This is a genomic window from Phenylobacterium sp. (assembly GCF_036563285.1).
Taxonomy (GTDB): Bacteria; Pseudomonadota; Alphaproteobacteria; order Caulobacterales; family Caulobacteraceae; genus Phenylobacterium.
In genome coordinates this window covers 1,375,150-1,390,764 of the sequence record NZ_DATCMR010000011.1, presented here as the reverse complement: position 1 = coordinate 1,390,764, position 15,615 = coordinate 1,375,150, and the positions used below count along the sequence as shown (strand labels likewise).

At 70.1% G+C, this 15,615-nt stretch carries 15 protein-coding genes; 8 read left to right on the top strand and 7 right to left on the bottom strand.

The window, feature by feature from the left end:
- Positions 1-834, top strand: a complete 834-nt coding sequence (gene gluQRS / locus VIL76_RS17700) for a tRNA glutamyl-Q(34) synthetase GluQRS (protein ID WP_332046362.1) — start codon at positions 1-3, stop codon at positions 832-834.
- Positions 827-1,732, top strand: coding sequence for a DMT family transporter (locus VIL76_RS17695; RefSeq protein WP_332046361.1), 906 nt, complete (start codon positions 827-829; stop codon positions 1,730-1,732). Before gluQRS ends, VIL76_RS17695 begins: the two co-directional genes overlap by 8 nt.
- A gap of 89 nt (positions 1,733-1,821) precedes the next feature.
- On the opposite strand, the gene VIL76_RS17690 is transcribed toward VIL76_RS17695, so the two are convergent.
- Positions 1,822-3,252, bottom strand: a complete 1,431-nt coding sequence (locus tag VIL76_RS17690; protein WP_332046360.1) for a protein adenylyltransferase SelO — start codon at positions 3,250-3,252, stop codon at positions 1,822-1,824.
- A 73-nt stretch (positions 3,253-3,325) separates the two neighbouring features.
- Here VIL76_RS17690 and VIL76_RS17685 point away from each other — a divergent pair, with 73 nt between their 5' ends.
- From VIL76_RS17685 to VIL76_RS17675, 3 genes are read left to right on the top strand one after another with little or no spacing between them, the layout of a single operon-like run.
- Positions 3,326-3,754, top strand: coding sequence for an NUDIX hydrolase (locus tag VIL76_RS17685; protein ID WP_332046359.1), 429 nt, complete (start codon positions 3,326-3,328; stop codon positions 3,752-3,754).
- Between the two features lie 57 nt (positions 3,755-3,811).
- Entirely contained in the window at positions 3,812-5,506 is a 1,695-nt protein-coding gene (locus VIL76_RS17680; RefSeq protein ID WP_332046519.1) for a Na/Pi cotransporter family protein, read from the top strand.
- 58 nt (positions 5,507-5,564) lie between these two features.
- Complete coding sequence (locus tag VIL76_RS17675; protein WP_332046358.1) at positions 5,565-6,647, top strand: hypothetical protein; 1,083 nt, start codon at positions 5,565-5,567, stop codon at positions 6,645-6,647.
- 10 nt (positions 6,648-6,657) lie between these two features.
- Here the strand turns inward: VIL76_RS17675 and VIL76_RS17670 are convergent, their stop codons facing one another.
- The 3 genes from VIL76_RS17670 to VIL76_RS17660 all read right to left on the bottom strand — a co-directional run bounded on the left by VIL76_RS17670 (position 6,658) and on the right by VIL76_RS17660 (position 9,400).
- A complete protein-coding gene (locus VIL76_RS17670) occupies positions 6,658-7,956 on the bottom strand; it encodes a hypothetical protein (protein WP_332046357.1) in 1,299 nt (432 codons plus the stop codon).
- 78 nt (positions 7,957-8,034) lie between these two features.
- Entirely contained in the window at positions 8,035-8,835 is an 801-nt protein-coding gene (locus tag VIL76_RS17665) for an SDR family NAD(P)-dependent oxidoreductase (RefSeq protein WP_332046356.1), read from the bottom strand.
- A gap of 1 nt (position 8,836) precedes the next feature.
- Positions 8,837-9,400 carry a carboxymuconolactone decarboxylase family protein gene (locus tag VIL76_RS17660; RefSeq protein WP_332046355.1) on the bottom strand — a complete coding sequence of 188 codons (564 nt, stop codon included), beginning with the start codon at positions 9,398-9,400 and terminating at the stop codon, positions 8,837-8,839.
- 96 nt (positions 9,401-9,496) lie between these two features.
- Between VIL76_RS17660 and nhaA the strand changes: the two genes are divergently transcribed.
- Positions 9,497-10,693 (top strand): Na+/H+ antiporter NhaA, encoded by a 1,197-nt coding sequence (nhaA, locus tag VIL76_RS17655; RefSeq protein WP_332046354.1) that lies wholly within the window; start codon positions 9,497-9,499, stop codon positions 10,691-10,693.
- Here the strand turns inward: nhaA and VIL76_RS17650 are convergent.
- From VIL76_RS17650 to VIL76_RS17640, 3 genes are all read right to left on the bottom strand, one after another.
- On the bottom strand, positions 10,674-11,615 hold the full coding sequence (locus VIL76_RS17650; protein ID WP_332046353.1) for an alpha/beta hydrolase: 942 nt from the start codon (positions 11,613-11,615) through the stop codon (positions 10,674-10,676). The genes nhaA and VIL76_RS17650 overlap by 20 nt on opposite strands.
- Before the next feature lie 59 nt (positions 11,616-11,674).
- The gene (locus VIL76_RS17645; RefSeq protein ID WP_332046352.1) at positions 11,675-13,111 is read right to left on the bottom strand and encodes an aldehyde dehydrogenase family protein; all 1,437 of its coding nucleotides are present in this window, start codon (positions 13,109-13,111) and stop codon (positions 11,675-11,677) included.
- Positions 13,112-13,218: 107 nt separating this feature from the next.
- Entirely contained in the window at positions 13,219-14,151 is a 933-nt protein-coding gene (locus tag VIL76_RS17640; protein ID WP_332046351.1) for an SMP-30/gluconolactonase/LRE family protein, read from the bottom strand.
- 214 nt (positions 14,152-14,365) lie between these two features.
- Between VIL76_RS17640 and VIL76_RS17635 the strand changes: the two genes are divergently transcribed.
- Together VIL76_RS17635 and folB are read left to right on the top strand one after the other, a co-directional pair.
- On the top strand, positions 14,366-15,106 hold the full coding sequence (locus VIL76_RS17635) for an SDR family oxidoreductase (RefSeq protein WP_332046350.1): 741 nt from the start codon (positions 14,366-14,368) through the stop codon (positions 15,104-15,106).
- A complete protein-coding gene (gene folB, locus VIL76_RS17630; RefSeq protein WP_332046349.1) occupies positions 15,103-15,513 on the top strand; it encodes a dihydroneopterin aldolase in 411 nt (136 codons plus the stop codon). Before VIL76_RS17635 ends, folB begins: the two co-directional genes overlap by 4 nt.
- Positions 15,514-15,615: the final 102 nt, after the last annotated feature.

Here is a 15,615-nt window from a genome sequence, read left to right as displayed (position 1 = left end):
GTGACCGCCTTCGTCACCCGCTTCGCCCCCTCGCCCACCGGCTACCTGCACCGCGGCCACGCCTTCTCCGCGCTCACGGCCTACGAGGCCGCCCGTGAAGCCCACGGCCGCTTCATCCTGCGCATCGAGGACATCGACCGGACCCGCTGCCGGCCGGAATACGACGCCGCCATCTTCGAGGACCTCGCCTGGCTGGGATTGAGCTGGGAGGAGCCGGTGCGACGCCAGTCCGAGCACATGGAGGACTACGCGCGTGCGCTGCGCGAGCTGGCCGAGCGCGGCCTGCTCTACCGCTGCTTCCGGACGCGCCGGGAGATCGGCGAGGAGATCGGCCGGGCGCCGCACGGGACCATGGAGGTGTTTCGCGGCCAGCCTCTGCCGGCGCACGAGGAGGCGCAGAAGCTGGCGGCCGGAGAGCCCTTCGCCTGGCGGCTGTCGCTGGAGGCGGCGGAGCGGACGCTGGGCGGGTTCGGGGCGCTCACCTTCGACGACGAGGCGCGCGGCGAGGTCCAGGCGCGGCCCGAGCTCGGCGGCGACGTGGTGCTGGCGCGCAAGGACGTGGGCGTGGCCTACCACCTGGCCGTCGTGGTCGACGACGCGGGCCAGGGGATCACCCACGTGATCCGCGGGGAGGACCTGTTCGAGGCGACCCACGTGCAGCGGCTCCTGCAGGCGCTGCTGGGCCTGGCGACGCCGGCGTACCGGCACCACCGGCTGCTGGCGGGGCCTGACGGGAAGCGGTTCGCCAAGCGCGACCGGGCCGAGACGCTGCGCGAACTGCGCGCGCGGGGTATGACGGCGGACGGGATTCGGAAGGAGCTGGGTTTTGGCTGAGGCAGCGGCGCCTGCGCCCGCCGCCCACCGCTGGCAGGCGGTGGCGGTGCTGGTCTTCGGCGCCTGCGTGATCGGGCTGTCGCCGATCCTGGTGCGGCTCACCGACACCGGACCGGCCTCGGCCGGCTTCTGGCGGCTGCTGTTCGCCTTGCCGCTCCTCGCTGTGATGACGGTGCGCACCTCCGGGCCGCTGGGACGGCCGTCGAAGGTCGCGGCCCTGGCCGGCGTGATGTTCGCCCTCGACCTGGGCTTCTGGCACTACGGGATCAAGTACACCTCGGTGACCAACGCCACGGTGCTCTCCAACCTGACGCCGGTGGTGGTCACCGCCTTCGCCTGGATCTTCCTCAAGCAGCGGCCGCGGGGACTGTTCCTGGTCGCCGTGGCCGTGGCGATCACCGGGGCGACGCTGATGGCGGCGGAGAAGGGCGGCGGCCCCGGCATCGACCCGCCGCTCGGCAATGCTCTCTCCGCCACCACTGCGCTCTGGTACGCGCTCTACCTCGTGGCGATCGGCGAGGGGCGGAAGAACGAGGGCGCCAGCCGGTTGATGTTCTGGTCGAGCGCCGTGGGCCTGCCGCTGGTGCTGCTGGGGGCGCTGGTGCTGCGCGAGCAGATCATCCCCGCCAGCGCCGCCGGCTGGGCGGCCTGCATCGGCCTGGGGCTCATGCACGTGGCAGGCCAGGGCTCCATCGCCTGGGCCATGGGCCGGCTCCCGACCTCCACGGCCTCGGTCGTCGTGCTCGTGCAGCCTGTGGTGGCCGGCTACCTGGGCTGGATCCTGTTCGCCGAGGCGATCGGTCCGATCCAGGCGCTGGGGGCGGCGGTGTGCCTCGCCGGCGTCGTGCTGGCGCAAGGCGCCTCGCGGGCGAAGGCCGAGGTCAGTCCATCAGCGTGAAGACCGCTGCGATGAACAGCAGCGGCAGCGGATAGGCGACCAGCCATCGCAGGAACGGGCTCATGGCAAGCCAACCGGCGCCAAACGGCTCAGGTTCCTTGCGCGGGCAGCCCCCAGGCGGTGCGCGCCGCCTCGAGCTTGGCGAGCTTGGCCTCGAAGGGCTCCCAGTCGTCGGCCTCGGCGATGGGCGTCCAAATGGCCTCGATCTCGTCGTAGAGCAGCTCCTCGGGCTCGGTCGCCGAGAAATACGGGTCCTCCAGCCGCTCGGGTCGATCCGGCGTGTAGGCCGCCAGCCGCTCTCGGAATTCACCGAACGCCGGCTCGGCGTAGAGTTCCGCCCGCCCGCCGTTCAGCGCCCGGGCTTCCGACTTGCAGAACCAGTCGAAGAAGAAGGGCTCCCAGCGCAGCCGCTCGCCGCCCTCGGCCAGGGCCTTGAACATCGACTGCACGAAGGCCGCGTCGGCTTCCTCGTCCCCGAGCGGCCTCAGGCCCAGGCGGTCGAGCATCGCCGCGACCAGCTCGCGCCGGTAAGCGGACCCGAACTGGTTGAGCGCCTCGATCAGCGGCTCCGTCTCGGTCACGAGGGAGAGGCAGCCGGCCAGCTGCTGCAGGTTCCAGAACACCGCCTCCGGCTGCCGTCCGAAGGAATACAGACCGGCGTGGTCAAAATAGGCGGCCGTGAAATTCGGATTGGAGTGCGGCAGGAAGCGGTAGGGCCCGTAGTCGAAGCTCTCGCCCGTCAGGCTCATGTTGTCGGTGTTGAGCACCCCGTGGACGAAGCCCGCCGCCATCCAGCGGGCGGTCAGCCGGGCCATCCGGGCGACGACCGCGCCCAGCAGGGCCGCGGGCTTGTCGTCGGCGCCTTCGAGATTCGGGTAGTAGTGGGCAATCACGTGCTCGGTCAGGGTCGTGACCCGGTCGCCCCGCTCGAAGAAGGCGTGGCGCTGGAACGTGCCGAACCGGATGTGGCTGTGGCTCAGCCGCACGAGCACCGAGGAGCGCGTCGGGCTGGGCTCGTCGCCGCGCACCAGCTCCTCCCCGGTCTCCACCAGCGAGAAGGAGCGGGAGGTGGGGACGCCGAGCGCCTCCAGCATGGCGGTGGCCAGCACCTCGCGCACGCCGCCCTTCAGCGTCAGCCGGCCATCGCCGGAGCGCGACCACGGCGTGCGGCCCGAGCCCTTGGTCCCGAGGTCCAGGAGCCGATCCGTGCCGGCCTCGCGCATCTGGGCGAAGACGAAGCCGCGGCCGTCGCCGAGCTCGGGGTTGTAAACCCGGAACTGGTGGCCGTGGTAGCGCTGCGCCAGCGGCGGGTCGATGTTGCCCGGCAGGGGCTCGAAGCGGCCGAAGTGGGCGACCCATTCCTGGTCGGTGAGCGTCTCCAGGCCGACGGTCGCCGCCGCCCGGTCGTTGCGGTAGCGCAGCAGCGTCTGCGGGAACTCCTCGGCCTGCACCGGATCGGCGAACTCCGCACCGAGCTCGGGGAACTTGGGGTCAGGATGATAGGCGGCGGCGACGGGCATCCGCGCCAGATGGGCCGTCCCTCCGCCGGGAGCAAGCTGGACGGACTCGCCGTTCCCGGGGAAAGCTGCGGCCATGGGGAAGAAGGACAAGCCGGCCAAGGCCTACGCACAGTTCGCCGCCCTGCCCTGGCGGCGGGCGGGGGACGGAGCGGTGGAGGTGCTGCTGATCACTTCGCGAGAGACGAAGCGCTGGGTGATCCCCAAGGGCTGGCCGATGGCCGACCGCGACGCCGTCGGCACGGCCGCCCAGGAGGCCTGGGAGGAGGGCGGCGTGCGCGGGCGCATGGAACAGCGGCCGCTCGGGCTCTACGGCTACGACAAGTGGAAGAACGATCGCGCCCAGCCGATGGCGGTGACCGTCTTCGCGCTGGAGGTCACCGACATCGCCGACGCCTGGCCCGAGATGGACGAGCGCGAGCGCCTCTGGACCAGCCCGACGGAGGCCGCCGCGCGCGTGGCCGAGCCGGAGCTGGCGGCGATCCTCAAGCGCTTCGTCCCTTGAACCTTGCGGTAAGCCCCGTGGGCGCAATCTAATCGGCACGTACGGAGGCGCACCGCCATAGACCTCGCCCTGATCCTGCTGCAGCTCGCCGGCTTCGCCGCCCTGCTCCTGTGGGGCGTGCACATGGTGCAGACCGGGGTGCAGCGCACCTTCGGCGCGAAGCTGAAGAACCTGCTGGAAGGCGCCATCCGACACCGCATGTCGGCGTTCGCGGCGGGCGCCGGCGTGACCGTCGCCATGCAGTCCAGCACGGCGACGGCGATGATGCTGACCTCGTTCCAGGCCGGCGGCCTCGTGCAGCTAGCCCCGGCCCTGGCCGTGATGCTAGGCGCCAACGTCGGCACGACGCTTGTGGTGCAGGTGCTGTCGTTCAACGTGGCGGTCGCGGCGCCGCTCCTGGTGCTGGCCGGCGTGGTGCTGTTCCGCCGCGCCCAGGACGCGCCGCATGATTTCGGACGCGTGCTGATCGGGCTCGGCCTGGTGCTGACGGCGCTGCACTCGTTCCTGGCCCTGCTCGAGCCCGTGGTGGCCGATCCCCGCAGCCAGGCGGCGCTGGCCGAGATCGGCAACTACACGCCGCTCGCCATCGTGGTGGCCGCGGTGCTGACCTGGGCGGCCCACTCCAGCGTCGTGACCGTGCTGCTGGCCATGTCGCTGGCCGCCAAGGGCGTGGTGCCGGTGGAGACCAGCGTGGCGCTGGTGCTGGGCGCCAACCTGGGCGCCGCCATCAACCCGCTGCTGGAAGGCGCCAGCTGGTCTGACCGCAAAGGCCAGCGGGTGCCGCTAGGCAACCTCCTGAACCGCCTCGCCGGCCTGGCTCTGGTGATGGGCCTGTTCCCGTTCTTCGCGCCCTGGGTCGAGCGCCTGGGCCCCTCGCCGGCGCGCGCGCTGGCCAATTTCCACACTCTGTTCAACCTGGCCCTGGCCCTGGCCTTCCTGCCGTGGATCCGCACCTATGCGAGGCTGATCGCGCGCATGCTGCCGGAGAAGCCCGGAGAGGCCGAGCCCGGGTCGCCCGTGTACCTGGACCCCGAGGCGCGTGACACGCCGGCCCTGGCGCTCGCCGCGGCCACCCGCGAGGCGCTGCGGATGGCGGACACCCTGGAGGAGATGCTGAAGGGGCTGAAGGAGGCTCTGCACAGCGCCAAGAAGTCGGCCATCGACGCGGTGAAGGAGATGGACGACGTCCTCGACCGGCTGAACAGCGCCATCAAGGCCTATGTCATCTCGATCCCGCCGGCTGGCATGACCGACGCCGACCACCAGCGCATGGCCGAAATCCTGACCTTCGCCACCAACATGGAGCACGCCGGCGACCTGGTGGACCGCAACCTGCTGTCGGTCGCCAGCCGCAAGCTTAAGCGCGGCGTCTCGTTCTCGCCGGAGGGCGAGGCCGATCTTGTCCGGCTGGCCGAGCGGCTGGCGGCCAACGTCCGGCTGGCGGCCCAGGTCTTCGTCAGCGGTGACGAGAAGGCCGCCCGCGTGCTGGTGGCCGAGAAAGAGGCTTTCCGCGCCTTCGAGACGGAGGCGGTGGACGCCCACTTCCAGCGGCTGCGCTCGGGCAACCGCAACACGGTCGACACCAGCTCGCTGCACCTGGACGCCCTGCGCGACCTGAAGCGCATCAACTCGCACCTGGTGGAAGGCTCGGCCTACCCGCTGCTGCAATCGCGCGGCGAGCTCCTGCCCTCGCGGCTTCGTGCTTTGGACGGGACGGCCGCCGCCTTTGCGCGCAAGGGCCGGCGGCGGTAACCTCCCTTCCGAGACGAGCGCCGTGCAACGAGCGCTCGCCATTCTGGAGGAGCATACCGTGAGGACATCGAAGCTCGCGCTCATCATGGCCGCCGCGGCGGTGGCGCTTGCCGCCGCGCCGGACGCCGCCCTGGCGCAGTCCGCGCCGGCGGCCTCGTCGTACAAGGCGCCCCGCAACGCCTTCGGCCAGCCCGACCTGCAGGGCGTCTGGACCAACGCCACGATCACGCCGCTGGAGCGGCCGGCGGAGTACAAGGACCTCGTCCTGCCGGAGTCCGAAGTCGCCAAGCTGGAGGGCGCGACGGCCCAGCAGAACGCGGACGCGCTGAAGCCCTCCAATCCGAACGCCAAGGTCACCGACCTGCCGGTGGACTGCGGCCGCGGCTTCCGCGGCACCGACTGCGGCTACAACAGCTTCTGGACCGACCCCGGCACCAAGATCACCCGCATCAACGGCCAGCCGCGGTCGTCGATCATCGTCGATCCGCCCAACGGCAAGCTGCCGCCGATGACCGAGGCGGCGCGCCAGCGCACGGCGCAGCGGATGGGCCGCAACAACCCGCGCGCCTTCGACGGCCCGGAGAGCCGCTCGCTGGGCGAGCGCTGCATCATGTCGTTCGGCTCCAGCGCCGGGCCGCCGATGCTGCCGCTGCTCTACAACAACACCTACCAGATCGTGCAGACCAAGGATCAGGTCGCGATCCAGGTGGAGATGGTCCACGACGTCCGCGTCATCCGGCTGAACGACAAGCACGATCCGGACAAGATCCGCCGCTGGATGGGCGACAGCGTGGGGCGGTGGGAAGGCGACACCCTGGTTGTCGAGACGATCAACTTCCGGCCGGAGCAGGGCTACCGCGGCGCCAACGGCGCGACCCAGAAGGTCATCGAGCGCTTCACCCGCATCAACCCGAACCAGATCCTCTATCGGTTCACGGTGGAAGACCCCTCGACCTACACCCGACCGTTCACCGGCGAGGTGGCGATGAACGCCACGCGCGGGCCGATCTACGAATACGCCTGCCACGAGGGGAACTACGGGCTGGAAGGCATCCTCGCCGGCGCGCGCGAGCTCGAACGGCAGGGCCGCGTCCCCACGTCGGACCCGGTCGCGGATCTGCAGGGTGAAGGCGGCAACTGAGGGCGGGGCCTCAGTGGGCGGAGCCGCCTCCGCCCGCTGAGGGGTTCCACCCCAGCAGGCCCAGCATCACGAAGAAGCCGACGACGTAGGCGAGCGGCACGAACCATCCCTGCCTGAGCCAGGAGAACACGGAGCGGCCTTCCGGAAAGAGGTTGGTGATGGCGACGCCGGCCGAGGAGCCGAACCAGACCATCGAGCCGCCGAAGCCCACGGCGTAGGCCAGCAGCCCCCAGTCGTAGCCCCCCTGCTCGAGCGCCAGAGCGGTGAGCGGGATGTTGTCGAACACGGACGACAGGACGCCCAGTCCCAGCGCCGAGACCCAGGAGGCCGGCGGCAGGGCGTTCACCGGCATCAGCGAGGCGGAGGCGACGAGCGCCACCAGGAACACGGCGCCTTTGAACGCCGGACGCGTCACGGACCAGTCCGGCTTCGCGACCAAGGCGGTGAGCAGGATCGCCGCCCAGACCGCCAGGCCCAGCCACGGCGCGATCTCTTCGCCCTCGCTCAGCGTGTTCGCGGTCACGTTGGCGATGACGGCGCAGATCAGGATGAACACCACGATCACCACGCGCCGCCACTGGATGGCGTGGCCCGGCTCGTCATGCGCCAGGATCGGCTGGTAGCGCTGCTGCGACCATGCGCCGGCGAGCGCCAGGATCAGGAACGCCGGGACCGCGGCGGCGTAGGCCGGTAGGACCGCGAGCGGAGAGACCCCGTTGAGCCACATGATCGTGGTCGTGGTGTCGCCGATGACGCTGCCGGCGCCGCCGGCATTCGCCGAGCCGACCAGGGCGGCGAGGAAGCCGATGCTCACCCGTCCCTTGTAGACGTGCCGGGCCATCACCCCGCCGATGACGGCCGCGGCGATGTTGTCGAGGAAGGCCGACATCACGAAGACGATGGCCAGCAGGGCCACGCCGCCCGTCCAGTTGTCGGGGAGTATGCTCGGCAGGTGGTCGGGCAGGTTCGACTGCTCGAACTGGTTGGAGAGCACCTCGAAACCGACGAGCAGGAGGAGCAGGTTCGTGAGGATGACCCACTCGTGCTGCAGGTGCAGGCCCAGCGCGCCAAGGCCCAAGCCCGTCGGGAAGCCACTGACCACCGACTGATAGCCGAGGATCACCGCCAGCCCGGTGAGCGCCACTGTCAGCGGACGGTGGTGCAGGACAGCGACGCCCAGCAGGGTCAGTCCGAACAGGTAGAACTCGACGGGCGCCCCCAACAGGCTGGGTGCGTCCGCCCCGGGCGCCGCCGCCAGGGCCGGGCTGGCCAGCGACAGCAGTGCGACGGTGAGGGTGAGGGTTCTCATCGCAATCTTCATGGCGCGCTGTTTAGGAGGCGTGCGTGAGCAAGGCCCGCAAAATCGAGAGTAGATGCCGCTGGAGTTTCAGCCGATCCGCACGCCCATGCCGCCGTCGACCGGCAGGATGGCGCCGGTGATGAACTTCGCCTCGTTGGAGGCGAGGAACAGGGCGGCATAGGCGGTGTCCCAGGCCGTGCCCATCTTGCCGCCCAGCGGCACGCGGGCGTCCCGCTCGGCGCGGACCTCGTCCTCGCTGCGGCCGCTGGCGCGAGCGATCCCGGCCACGGCCATGGGGGTGTCGAGGAAGCCCATGATGATGGCGTTGCAGCGCACAGCATAGCGGGCGTTCGACTGGGCGACGCTGGTGGTCAGCCGGTTCACGCCGGCCTTGGAGACCTCGTAGGCGAGCTGGATTCCACCGGCGATCGAGGCCAGGGACGAGATGTTGACGATCGCCCCGCCCCCCTGCTCGCGCATGATGGGCAATGCCGCCCTGATGGTCAGCCACATGCCCTTGAGGTTGACCGCCAGAATGCGGTCGAAGGCGTCCTCCTCCAGCTTGTGGGCCGGCCCGTCGCCCCCGCCGATGCCGACGTTGTTGACGAGGATGTCGAGCCGGCCCATCCGCGCCTGCGCCTCCGCGACGATGGCCGCACAGTCGGCGGCCCTCACGACGTCGGCCTCGAGGTGCGTCGCGCGGCCGCCCTCACGCGCGATCATGGCGGCGGTTTCTTCCGCGCGCGGGCCATGGCGGTCGACGCAGAGGACCTGGGCGCCCTCGCGGGCGAACAGGAGGGCCATGGCCCGCCCGTTGCCCAACGTCGAGCCCGGCGTCTGGCCGGCGCCCACGATGACCGCGGCCTTCCCCTCCAGCCTGCCGGCCACCTCAGTAGCCCTTGAGGTCCGGATCGAGGGTCTGGCCCTCGTCGAGCTGCACCCCGAAGGTGTTCAGGAACATCGACACCTGGGTGTACTGGGCGGCGGTGAACACCACGTCCATGCACTGCTTCTCGGAGAAGTGCGCCTTCAGCTCCGCCCAGGTGGCGTCGGTGATGAACTGGTCGGCGTGCAGCTCGTCCGAGGCGCGGATCAGGACCGCGTCGGCCGGGCTCCAGCCCGCGTCCGGGCCCTGCTTGATGCGGGCGATCTCGTCCTCGGTGAGGCCCTCGCGCAGGCCGATGCGGTGGTGCTGGGTCCACTCGTAGCCCGACTTGCACAGGAAGCCGGTGCGCAGGATGACGATCTCGCGTTCGCGGGCGGGCAGATCATTGCGCCGCGAGAGGATGTAGCCGCCCCACTGGTTGAAGCGGCTGAGCGCCTTGGGTGCATGGGCCAGGGTGCGGAAGATGTTGAGCACCGGTCCCGGACGGAAGGCGTCCAGCGCCTCGGCCTGTTCGGAGGTCAGCTGGTCGTCGCTGAGCGGTGCAATGCGCGGCTGCTTCAGTCTCATCTCGTCCCTCCACCGCCTCTTGCCGGGCGGCGGCCACCTTAGACGTCCAGCAGTGGTGACGTCGATTGTGCTCACCTTGCGTGCTAACCGACGGTCATGGCCAAGCGCATCACGCTCGACTTCCTCAAGACCGAAGCCGCCTCGGGGCTGATCCTGGCGGCCGCGGCGGCGCTGGGGGTGCTGCTGGCGAACTCCGCCTGGTCGCACGCCTACTTCGGCTTCATCGGCGCGCCCTTCACCGTGCAGCTCGGCGGCTTCGCCGAGACGCACTCGGTCCTGGATTGGATCAAGGAAGGCCTGATGGCGATCTTCTTCTTCGTCGTTGGCCTGGAGATCAAATACGAGGTCCGCCGGGGCGAGCTGTCGAACCCGCGGCGCCTCGCGTTGCCGATCGTGGCCGCGCTGGGGGGCGTCGTCGCGCCTGCGGCGATCTACCTGATGTTCGCAGGGTCAGGTTCCGCGGCCGCCGGCTGGCCCACGCCGACGGCCACAGATATCGCATTTGCCCTCGCGGCTCTGGCCATGGTCGGCCGACGCCTGCCGCCCACTTTGCGGATCTTCCTGCTGACGCTGGCCATCGTCGACGACATCGCCGCCGTCGCCATGATCGGCGTGCTGTTCACCGACGATCTGCGCCTGGCGCCGGTCGGCGGCGCACTGGCGGCGCTCGGGCTCATGGCCTTGCTCGGCCGGTGGCGGAAGGCGCCCTACCTGTTCTACGCCGTGGGCTTCGCCCTTGTCTGGGCCTTCACCCTCAAGTCCGGGATATCGACCTCGCTAGCCGGGGTCGCGGCGGCCATGACCATCCCTCTGGAGCCGCGCAAGCCGCACAAGCCGGGCGTGCTGGAGGACTTCATGGAGAGCCTCCATCCCTACGTTGCGTTCCTGATCCTGCCGCTGTTCGCGTTCTCCGCGGCCGGGTTCTCGCTCGGGGAGCTGCGGCTCGCGGACGTGTTCGGGCCGGTGGCGCTGGGCGTCGCCCTGGGCCTGTTCCTGGGCAAGCAGATCGGCGTCTTCGGCGCCGCGGCCCTGATGATCGTCCTGAAGCTGGCGCGACGCCCGACCGGGGCGAAGTGGATCGAGCTCTACGGGGTGTCCCTACTCTGCGGCATCGGCTTCACCATGAGCCTGTTCATCGGCGAGCTTGCCTTCCCAGGCGCGGACGCCGCGGCGCAGACCCAGGTCCGCGTGGGCGTTATCGCAGGCTCCCTGCTATCGGCATCCGCGGGGATGGCGGTGCTCGCCTGGTCCCAGGCCCGCCGTGGGCCGCAGCTCAGCCCAGAGCGGCCTTGAGCTTCGCGGCGGTCTCGCGCGCGGCGTCCGTCACCGCCGGCGAGACGTCGCCCATGATGTAGAAATCGTGCGGCAGGGCCGGGTACTCGACGTGCTCGGCCGCAACGCCGGCAGCCTTCAGCTTCTCGGCGTAGGCGAAGCCCTCGTCCTTCAGGCAGTCGTGGCCGGCGGTGACCACCAGAGCCGGCGGGGCGCCGGCGAGGTCGTCGACGTCGCCGACCGAGAGCCTGTGGACCTGCTCGTGCCCGTGCCCGCCCAGCAGCTTCTCGAACCAGCGCATCACCTCGAAGGTGAGCGTGGGGCCGTCGTGGGTCTTCCGGGACTCCGTCTCCCACTTGGTCGTGGTCACCGGATAGAGCAGCAGCTGGAAGGCCAGCCTGCGCTGCGGGTCGCCCTTGAGGTCCAGCGCCACCGAGGCCGCCAGGTTGCCGCCCGCACTGTCGCCGCCGACGGCGATGCGGCTGGGGTCGGCGCCGATCTCGCCGGCATGGTCGAACGCCCAGGTCGTCGCCGCCAGGGCGTCGTCGTGCGGCTTCGGGAAGGGGTGCTCGGGCGCGAGGCGGTAGTCGACCGCCATGACCCGGCAACCCGCGAAGGCGGCGAGCCGGCGGCAGTGGCCGTCGTGGGTCTCCAGGTCGCCGATCACCCAGCCGCCGCCGTGGAAGTAGACCAGCAGGCCGGACGGCGCGGCCACACCGGCCGGTTCGTAGAGGCGTACGGGGATGTCGCCGTGTGGTCCGGGGACGGTGAAGTCCCGCGTGGCCACGTCCTTGGGCGCGCCCTGGTTCTGCGCCACCCGCTGCGCCTGGTAGCCGGCGCGCACCATGGCCGGCGGCAGCTGGTCGATGGGCGGCAGCGGGTTCGCCTCGGCCTGGTTCTTCTGCTCGGCAAGCAGGGCCGCGAAGTTTGGATCGAGCGTCATGGCGGTCCCTCAACGAGAAAGGGCCGCCTTGCGGCGGCCCTTCCCCGGTTGTGCGTGGCTTACTCCGCGGCCTGCTTCGGCGCGTAGCCGAGGATGGCCTTGGTCTCCAGGAACTCGTGGAAGGCGAAGTCGCCCCACTCGCGCCCGTTGCCGCTCATCTTGTAGCCGCCGAACGGGGCGGTCATATCGGCGCCGCCGTTGATCGACACCTGGCCAGCACGGATCTTGCGGGCGACCTGGCGGGCCTTCTCGATGTCGGCGCCGTTCACGTAGCCGGCCAGCCCGTACTCGGTGTCGTTGCCGATCTCGATCGCCTGGTCGACGCTCTCGTAGCCGAGGATGGTGAGGACGGGTCCGAAGATCTCCTCGCGGGCGATCGTCATCTGGTTGTTCACGTTGCCGAAGATCGTGGGCTTCACGAAGTAGCCCTTGTCGATCCCCTCCGGCCGGCCGGGGCCGCCGGTCACCAGGGTGGCGCCTTCCTCGACCCCCTTCTGGATCAGGCCCTGGATCTTGTTCCACTGAACCTCCGAGACCACCGGCCCCAGCATGGCGTTGCCGTTGGGATCGCCGACGGTGATCTGGTCGGCGGCTTCCTTCGCCACGGCCATGGCCTCGTCCATCCGCTTGGACGGGACGAGCATGCGGGTGGGCGCGTTGCAGCTCTGGCCGGAGTTGGTCATCACGTGCTGCACGCCGCGGGCGACGCTCTTGGTGAAGGCGTCGTCGTCGAGGACGATGTTCGGGCTCTTGCCGCCCAGCTCCTGGTGCACGCGCTTGACCGTTGGCGCCGCGTTCTTGGCCACCTCGATGCCGGCGCGGGTGGAGCCGGTGAAGGACACCATGTCCACCTCAGGGTGGGTGGAGAGCGGCACGCCCACGCCCGGGCCGTCGCCGTGGACGAGGTTGAACACGCCCGCCGGGACGCCGGCCGCATGCATGATCTCGGCGAAGATGTGCCCGGAGAACGGCGCCACTTCCGACGGCTTCAGCACCATGGTGCAGCCCGTCGCGATGGCCGGCGCCACCTTGCAGGCGATCTGGTTCAGCGGCCAGTTCCAGGGGGTGATGAACGAGCAGACGCCGATCGGCTCCTTGACGATCATCGTCTGGCCGCGGTCCTCCTCGAACTTGAAGTCCTTCAGGATCTGGGCGGCGGTGGCCAGGTGGCCCATGCCGGCCGGCACCTGGGCGCGCTGCGCGAGCGAGGCGGGGGCGCCCATCTCTTCGGTCACGGCGGTAGCGAGGTCGCCGAAGCGCTTCTGGTACTCCGCCAGGATGCGGCCCAGGACCTCCAGGCGCTCCTCGCGGGAGGTCTGCGACCAGCTGGCGAACGCCTTGCGGGCGGCCTTCACGGCCTTGTCCACGTCGGCGGCGTTGCCGAGCGCGATCTTCCCGCAGACCTCTTCGGTGGCCGGGTTGATGACGTCGAGCGTCTTCAGCTCGGTCGGCTCCACCCATTGGCCATCGATGTAGAACTTGAGGTATTCGCGCATGGACGTCCTCCTGGACCGGTTCTTGGCAAGCGCGCCGAGGCCGTCCGCCCCGACATTCAAACGCTCATTTTAATGATCGCTGGTAAGGGGGGAAGCCCTTCCCGGCGTCACAACTGGTGCACCATCGCCTGGCCCGCAACCGGGGACCGCGCCTTCAGCACATAATTCGCCCGGATGGAGCCGAGGTAGAGGTCCTTCAGGTCTGCCCCGCCCCAAGTGACGTTGGTGGGATGGTTCACCGTCTCGCCACCCGGATCGTGGATCACCGTCTGAAGGTCGCCGTCCGGCGTGATCGCCACCACCTTGTTGGCCGCCGGCAGGCAGACCCAGAGGTTGCCCTCGCCGTCGAAGCCGATGCCGTCGGTGTAGCCCAGCGTCTCCGTCGCCGGCGCCGGCTGGCCGGGCAGCGCCAGGTTGCCGAGCACCGGCCCGTACTGCTCACCGGGTCCGAGCCGCCCGCCTTCGAGGATCGCGAAACGCAGCACGTTCGCCCCCGTGGTCTGCGCGCAGTAGAGCCACCGCTCGTCGGCGGAGAGCGCCATCCCGTTCGGGAACTGCAACCCGTCGGCGACGATCGAGGCGGAGCCGTCTGGCCTGAGCACGAAAATGAAGCCATCGGCGCGGCCGTCCAGCGCCTTGGGCCAGGTCTCCGCGTGCGTGGAGTTGGCGCACCAGATGTTCCCGGCGCTGTCGATCATCGGATAGTTCGAGGAGGTGAGGCTGCGGCCCTCAACCTCGGCGAGCAGGGTCTCATGCGCGCCGGTCTTGGGGTCGAACCGCTGCAGCGGGCCCGGCTCACGGTCGTAGATGCCGAAGTTGGCGATCACCACCCGTCCCTGCCTGTCCATGTTGATGCCGTTTGGCGCCCCGCCCTTAGGGCCCATACGGGTGAACGTCCCGTCCGGATGTATCTGCGCCACGGCGCACTGGTGGTCGGCGGCGAAGACGCGGCCGTCCCTGGCCACCACCACGTCCTCCGGCCGATCGATGCCCTCCGCGATCTTGCGGATTTGCGCCGTCGGTATGGGCTCCAGCGGCATGGCGTCCCTTCCATCTTTGATTTTCCGGAAGCTAGACCGCGTCTTCGCCCGTTGGACAAGCGTGTTGCGGGCCGCAGCGAGCCTCGCTAAAGCCCCGGCAAGCGAACCCTGGAGTCCCCATGATCGGGATCTACGCCATCGTCATCTTCCTCGTCGTCATCGGCGCGCTGAACATCTTCGAGTTCGGCCGGCTCGACTGAGGCCGAGGCAGCCAGTGGCCAGCCGCGGCGCGGCGCTCATCACCGGAGGCGCGCGGCGGATCGGCCGGGCGCTGGTGACCGCCGCCGCCGAGGCCGGCTACGACGTCGCCATCCATGTCCGCAGCGTGGACGACGAGGCGGAAGCCGCCGCCGGGGAGGTGCGCTCCCGCGGCCGCAACGCGGCCATCTTCGCCTGCGACCTGCGCCAGGAAGGCGCCACCGCTCCCCTGATCGGCCAGGCTGAGGCCGAGCTCGGCCCCGTCACCCTGCTGGTGAACTCCGCCAGCGTCTTCGAGGAGGACGCGTTCGAGAGCTTCAACCGCGCCTCGTGGGACCTGCACATGGAGACCAACCTGCGCGCGCCCTTGGTGCTGGCGCAGGTGTTCGCTCGGAGGCTCCCGGCCGACCGCGAGGGACTGATCGTCAACGTCCTCGACCAGCGGGTGTTGAAGCCGACGCCCGAGTTCTTCTCCTATTCGCTCAGCAAGGCCGCGCTTTGGGACGCTACCCGCATGCTGGCCCAGGCGCTGGCGCCCCGCATCCGGGTCAACGGCATCGGGCCAGGGCCCACCCTGCCCTCGATCCACCAGGACCAGGCCGCCTTCGCCGCCGAGGCCGCCTCGACCCTGCTCCAGAGGCCGGTGTCCCCCGCTGAGATCGCCGGCGCCCTGCGCTACCTGATTGACGCCCCCTCCGTCACCGGTCAGATGATCGCCGTCGACTCCGGCCAGCACCTGGCGTGGAGGAGCCCATGACCGCCGCCCCTGCGCCCGAGACCACCCCTGCCCCAGCGGCGGACGCGCGCGTGGTGCTGACCAAGGTCTTCGTCACCGGCGTCGAGGTGCAGGCTCAGATCGGCGTCTACAAGCACGAGGTGGGCCGGTTGCAGCCGCTGAAGGTGGACGTGGAGCTTGATGTCCCGACCGCAGGCGTCGAGCGACTCGCCGACACGCTCAATTACGAGACCATCCTGAAGGCCGCCCAGGACCTCGCCGGCCAGGGTCACATCCAACTGGTGGAGACCTTCGCCGAACGGCTGGCGCGCCAGTGCCTGACCGACCCGCGCGTCACCCGCGCGCGCGTAAGGGTTGAGAAGCCGCTCGCGCTCGCCCCGCACGCCACAGGCGCCGGGGTCGAGGTCACCGTGGTGCGGGCGAGCTAAGCTGCGGAATTCTGTAGAAGATTTAACCCGCCGCGACCTTTCCAACCTTTCACTGGGCGCCCACCTGATTGGCGAGCATCATCGGCTGCGTCAGGAGGTCGA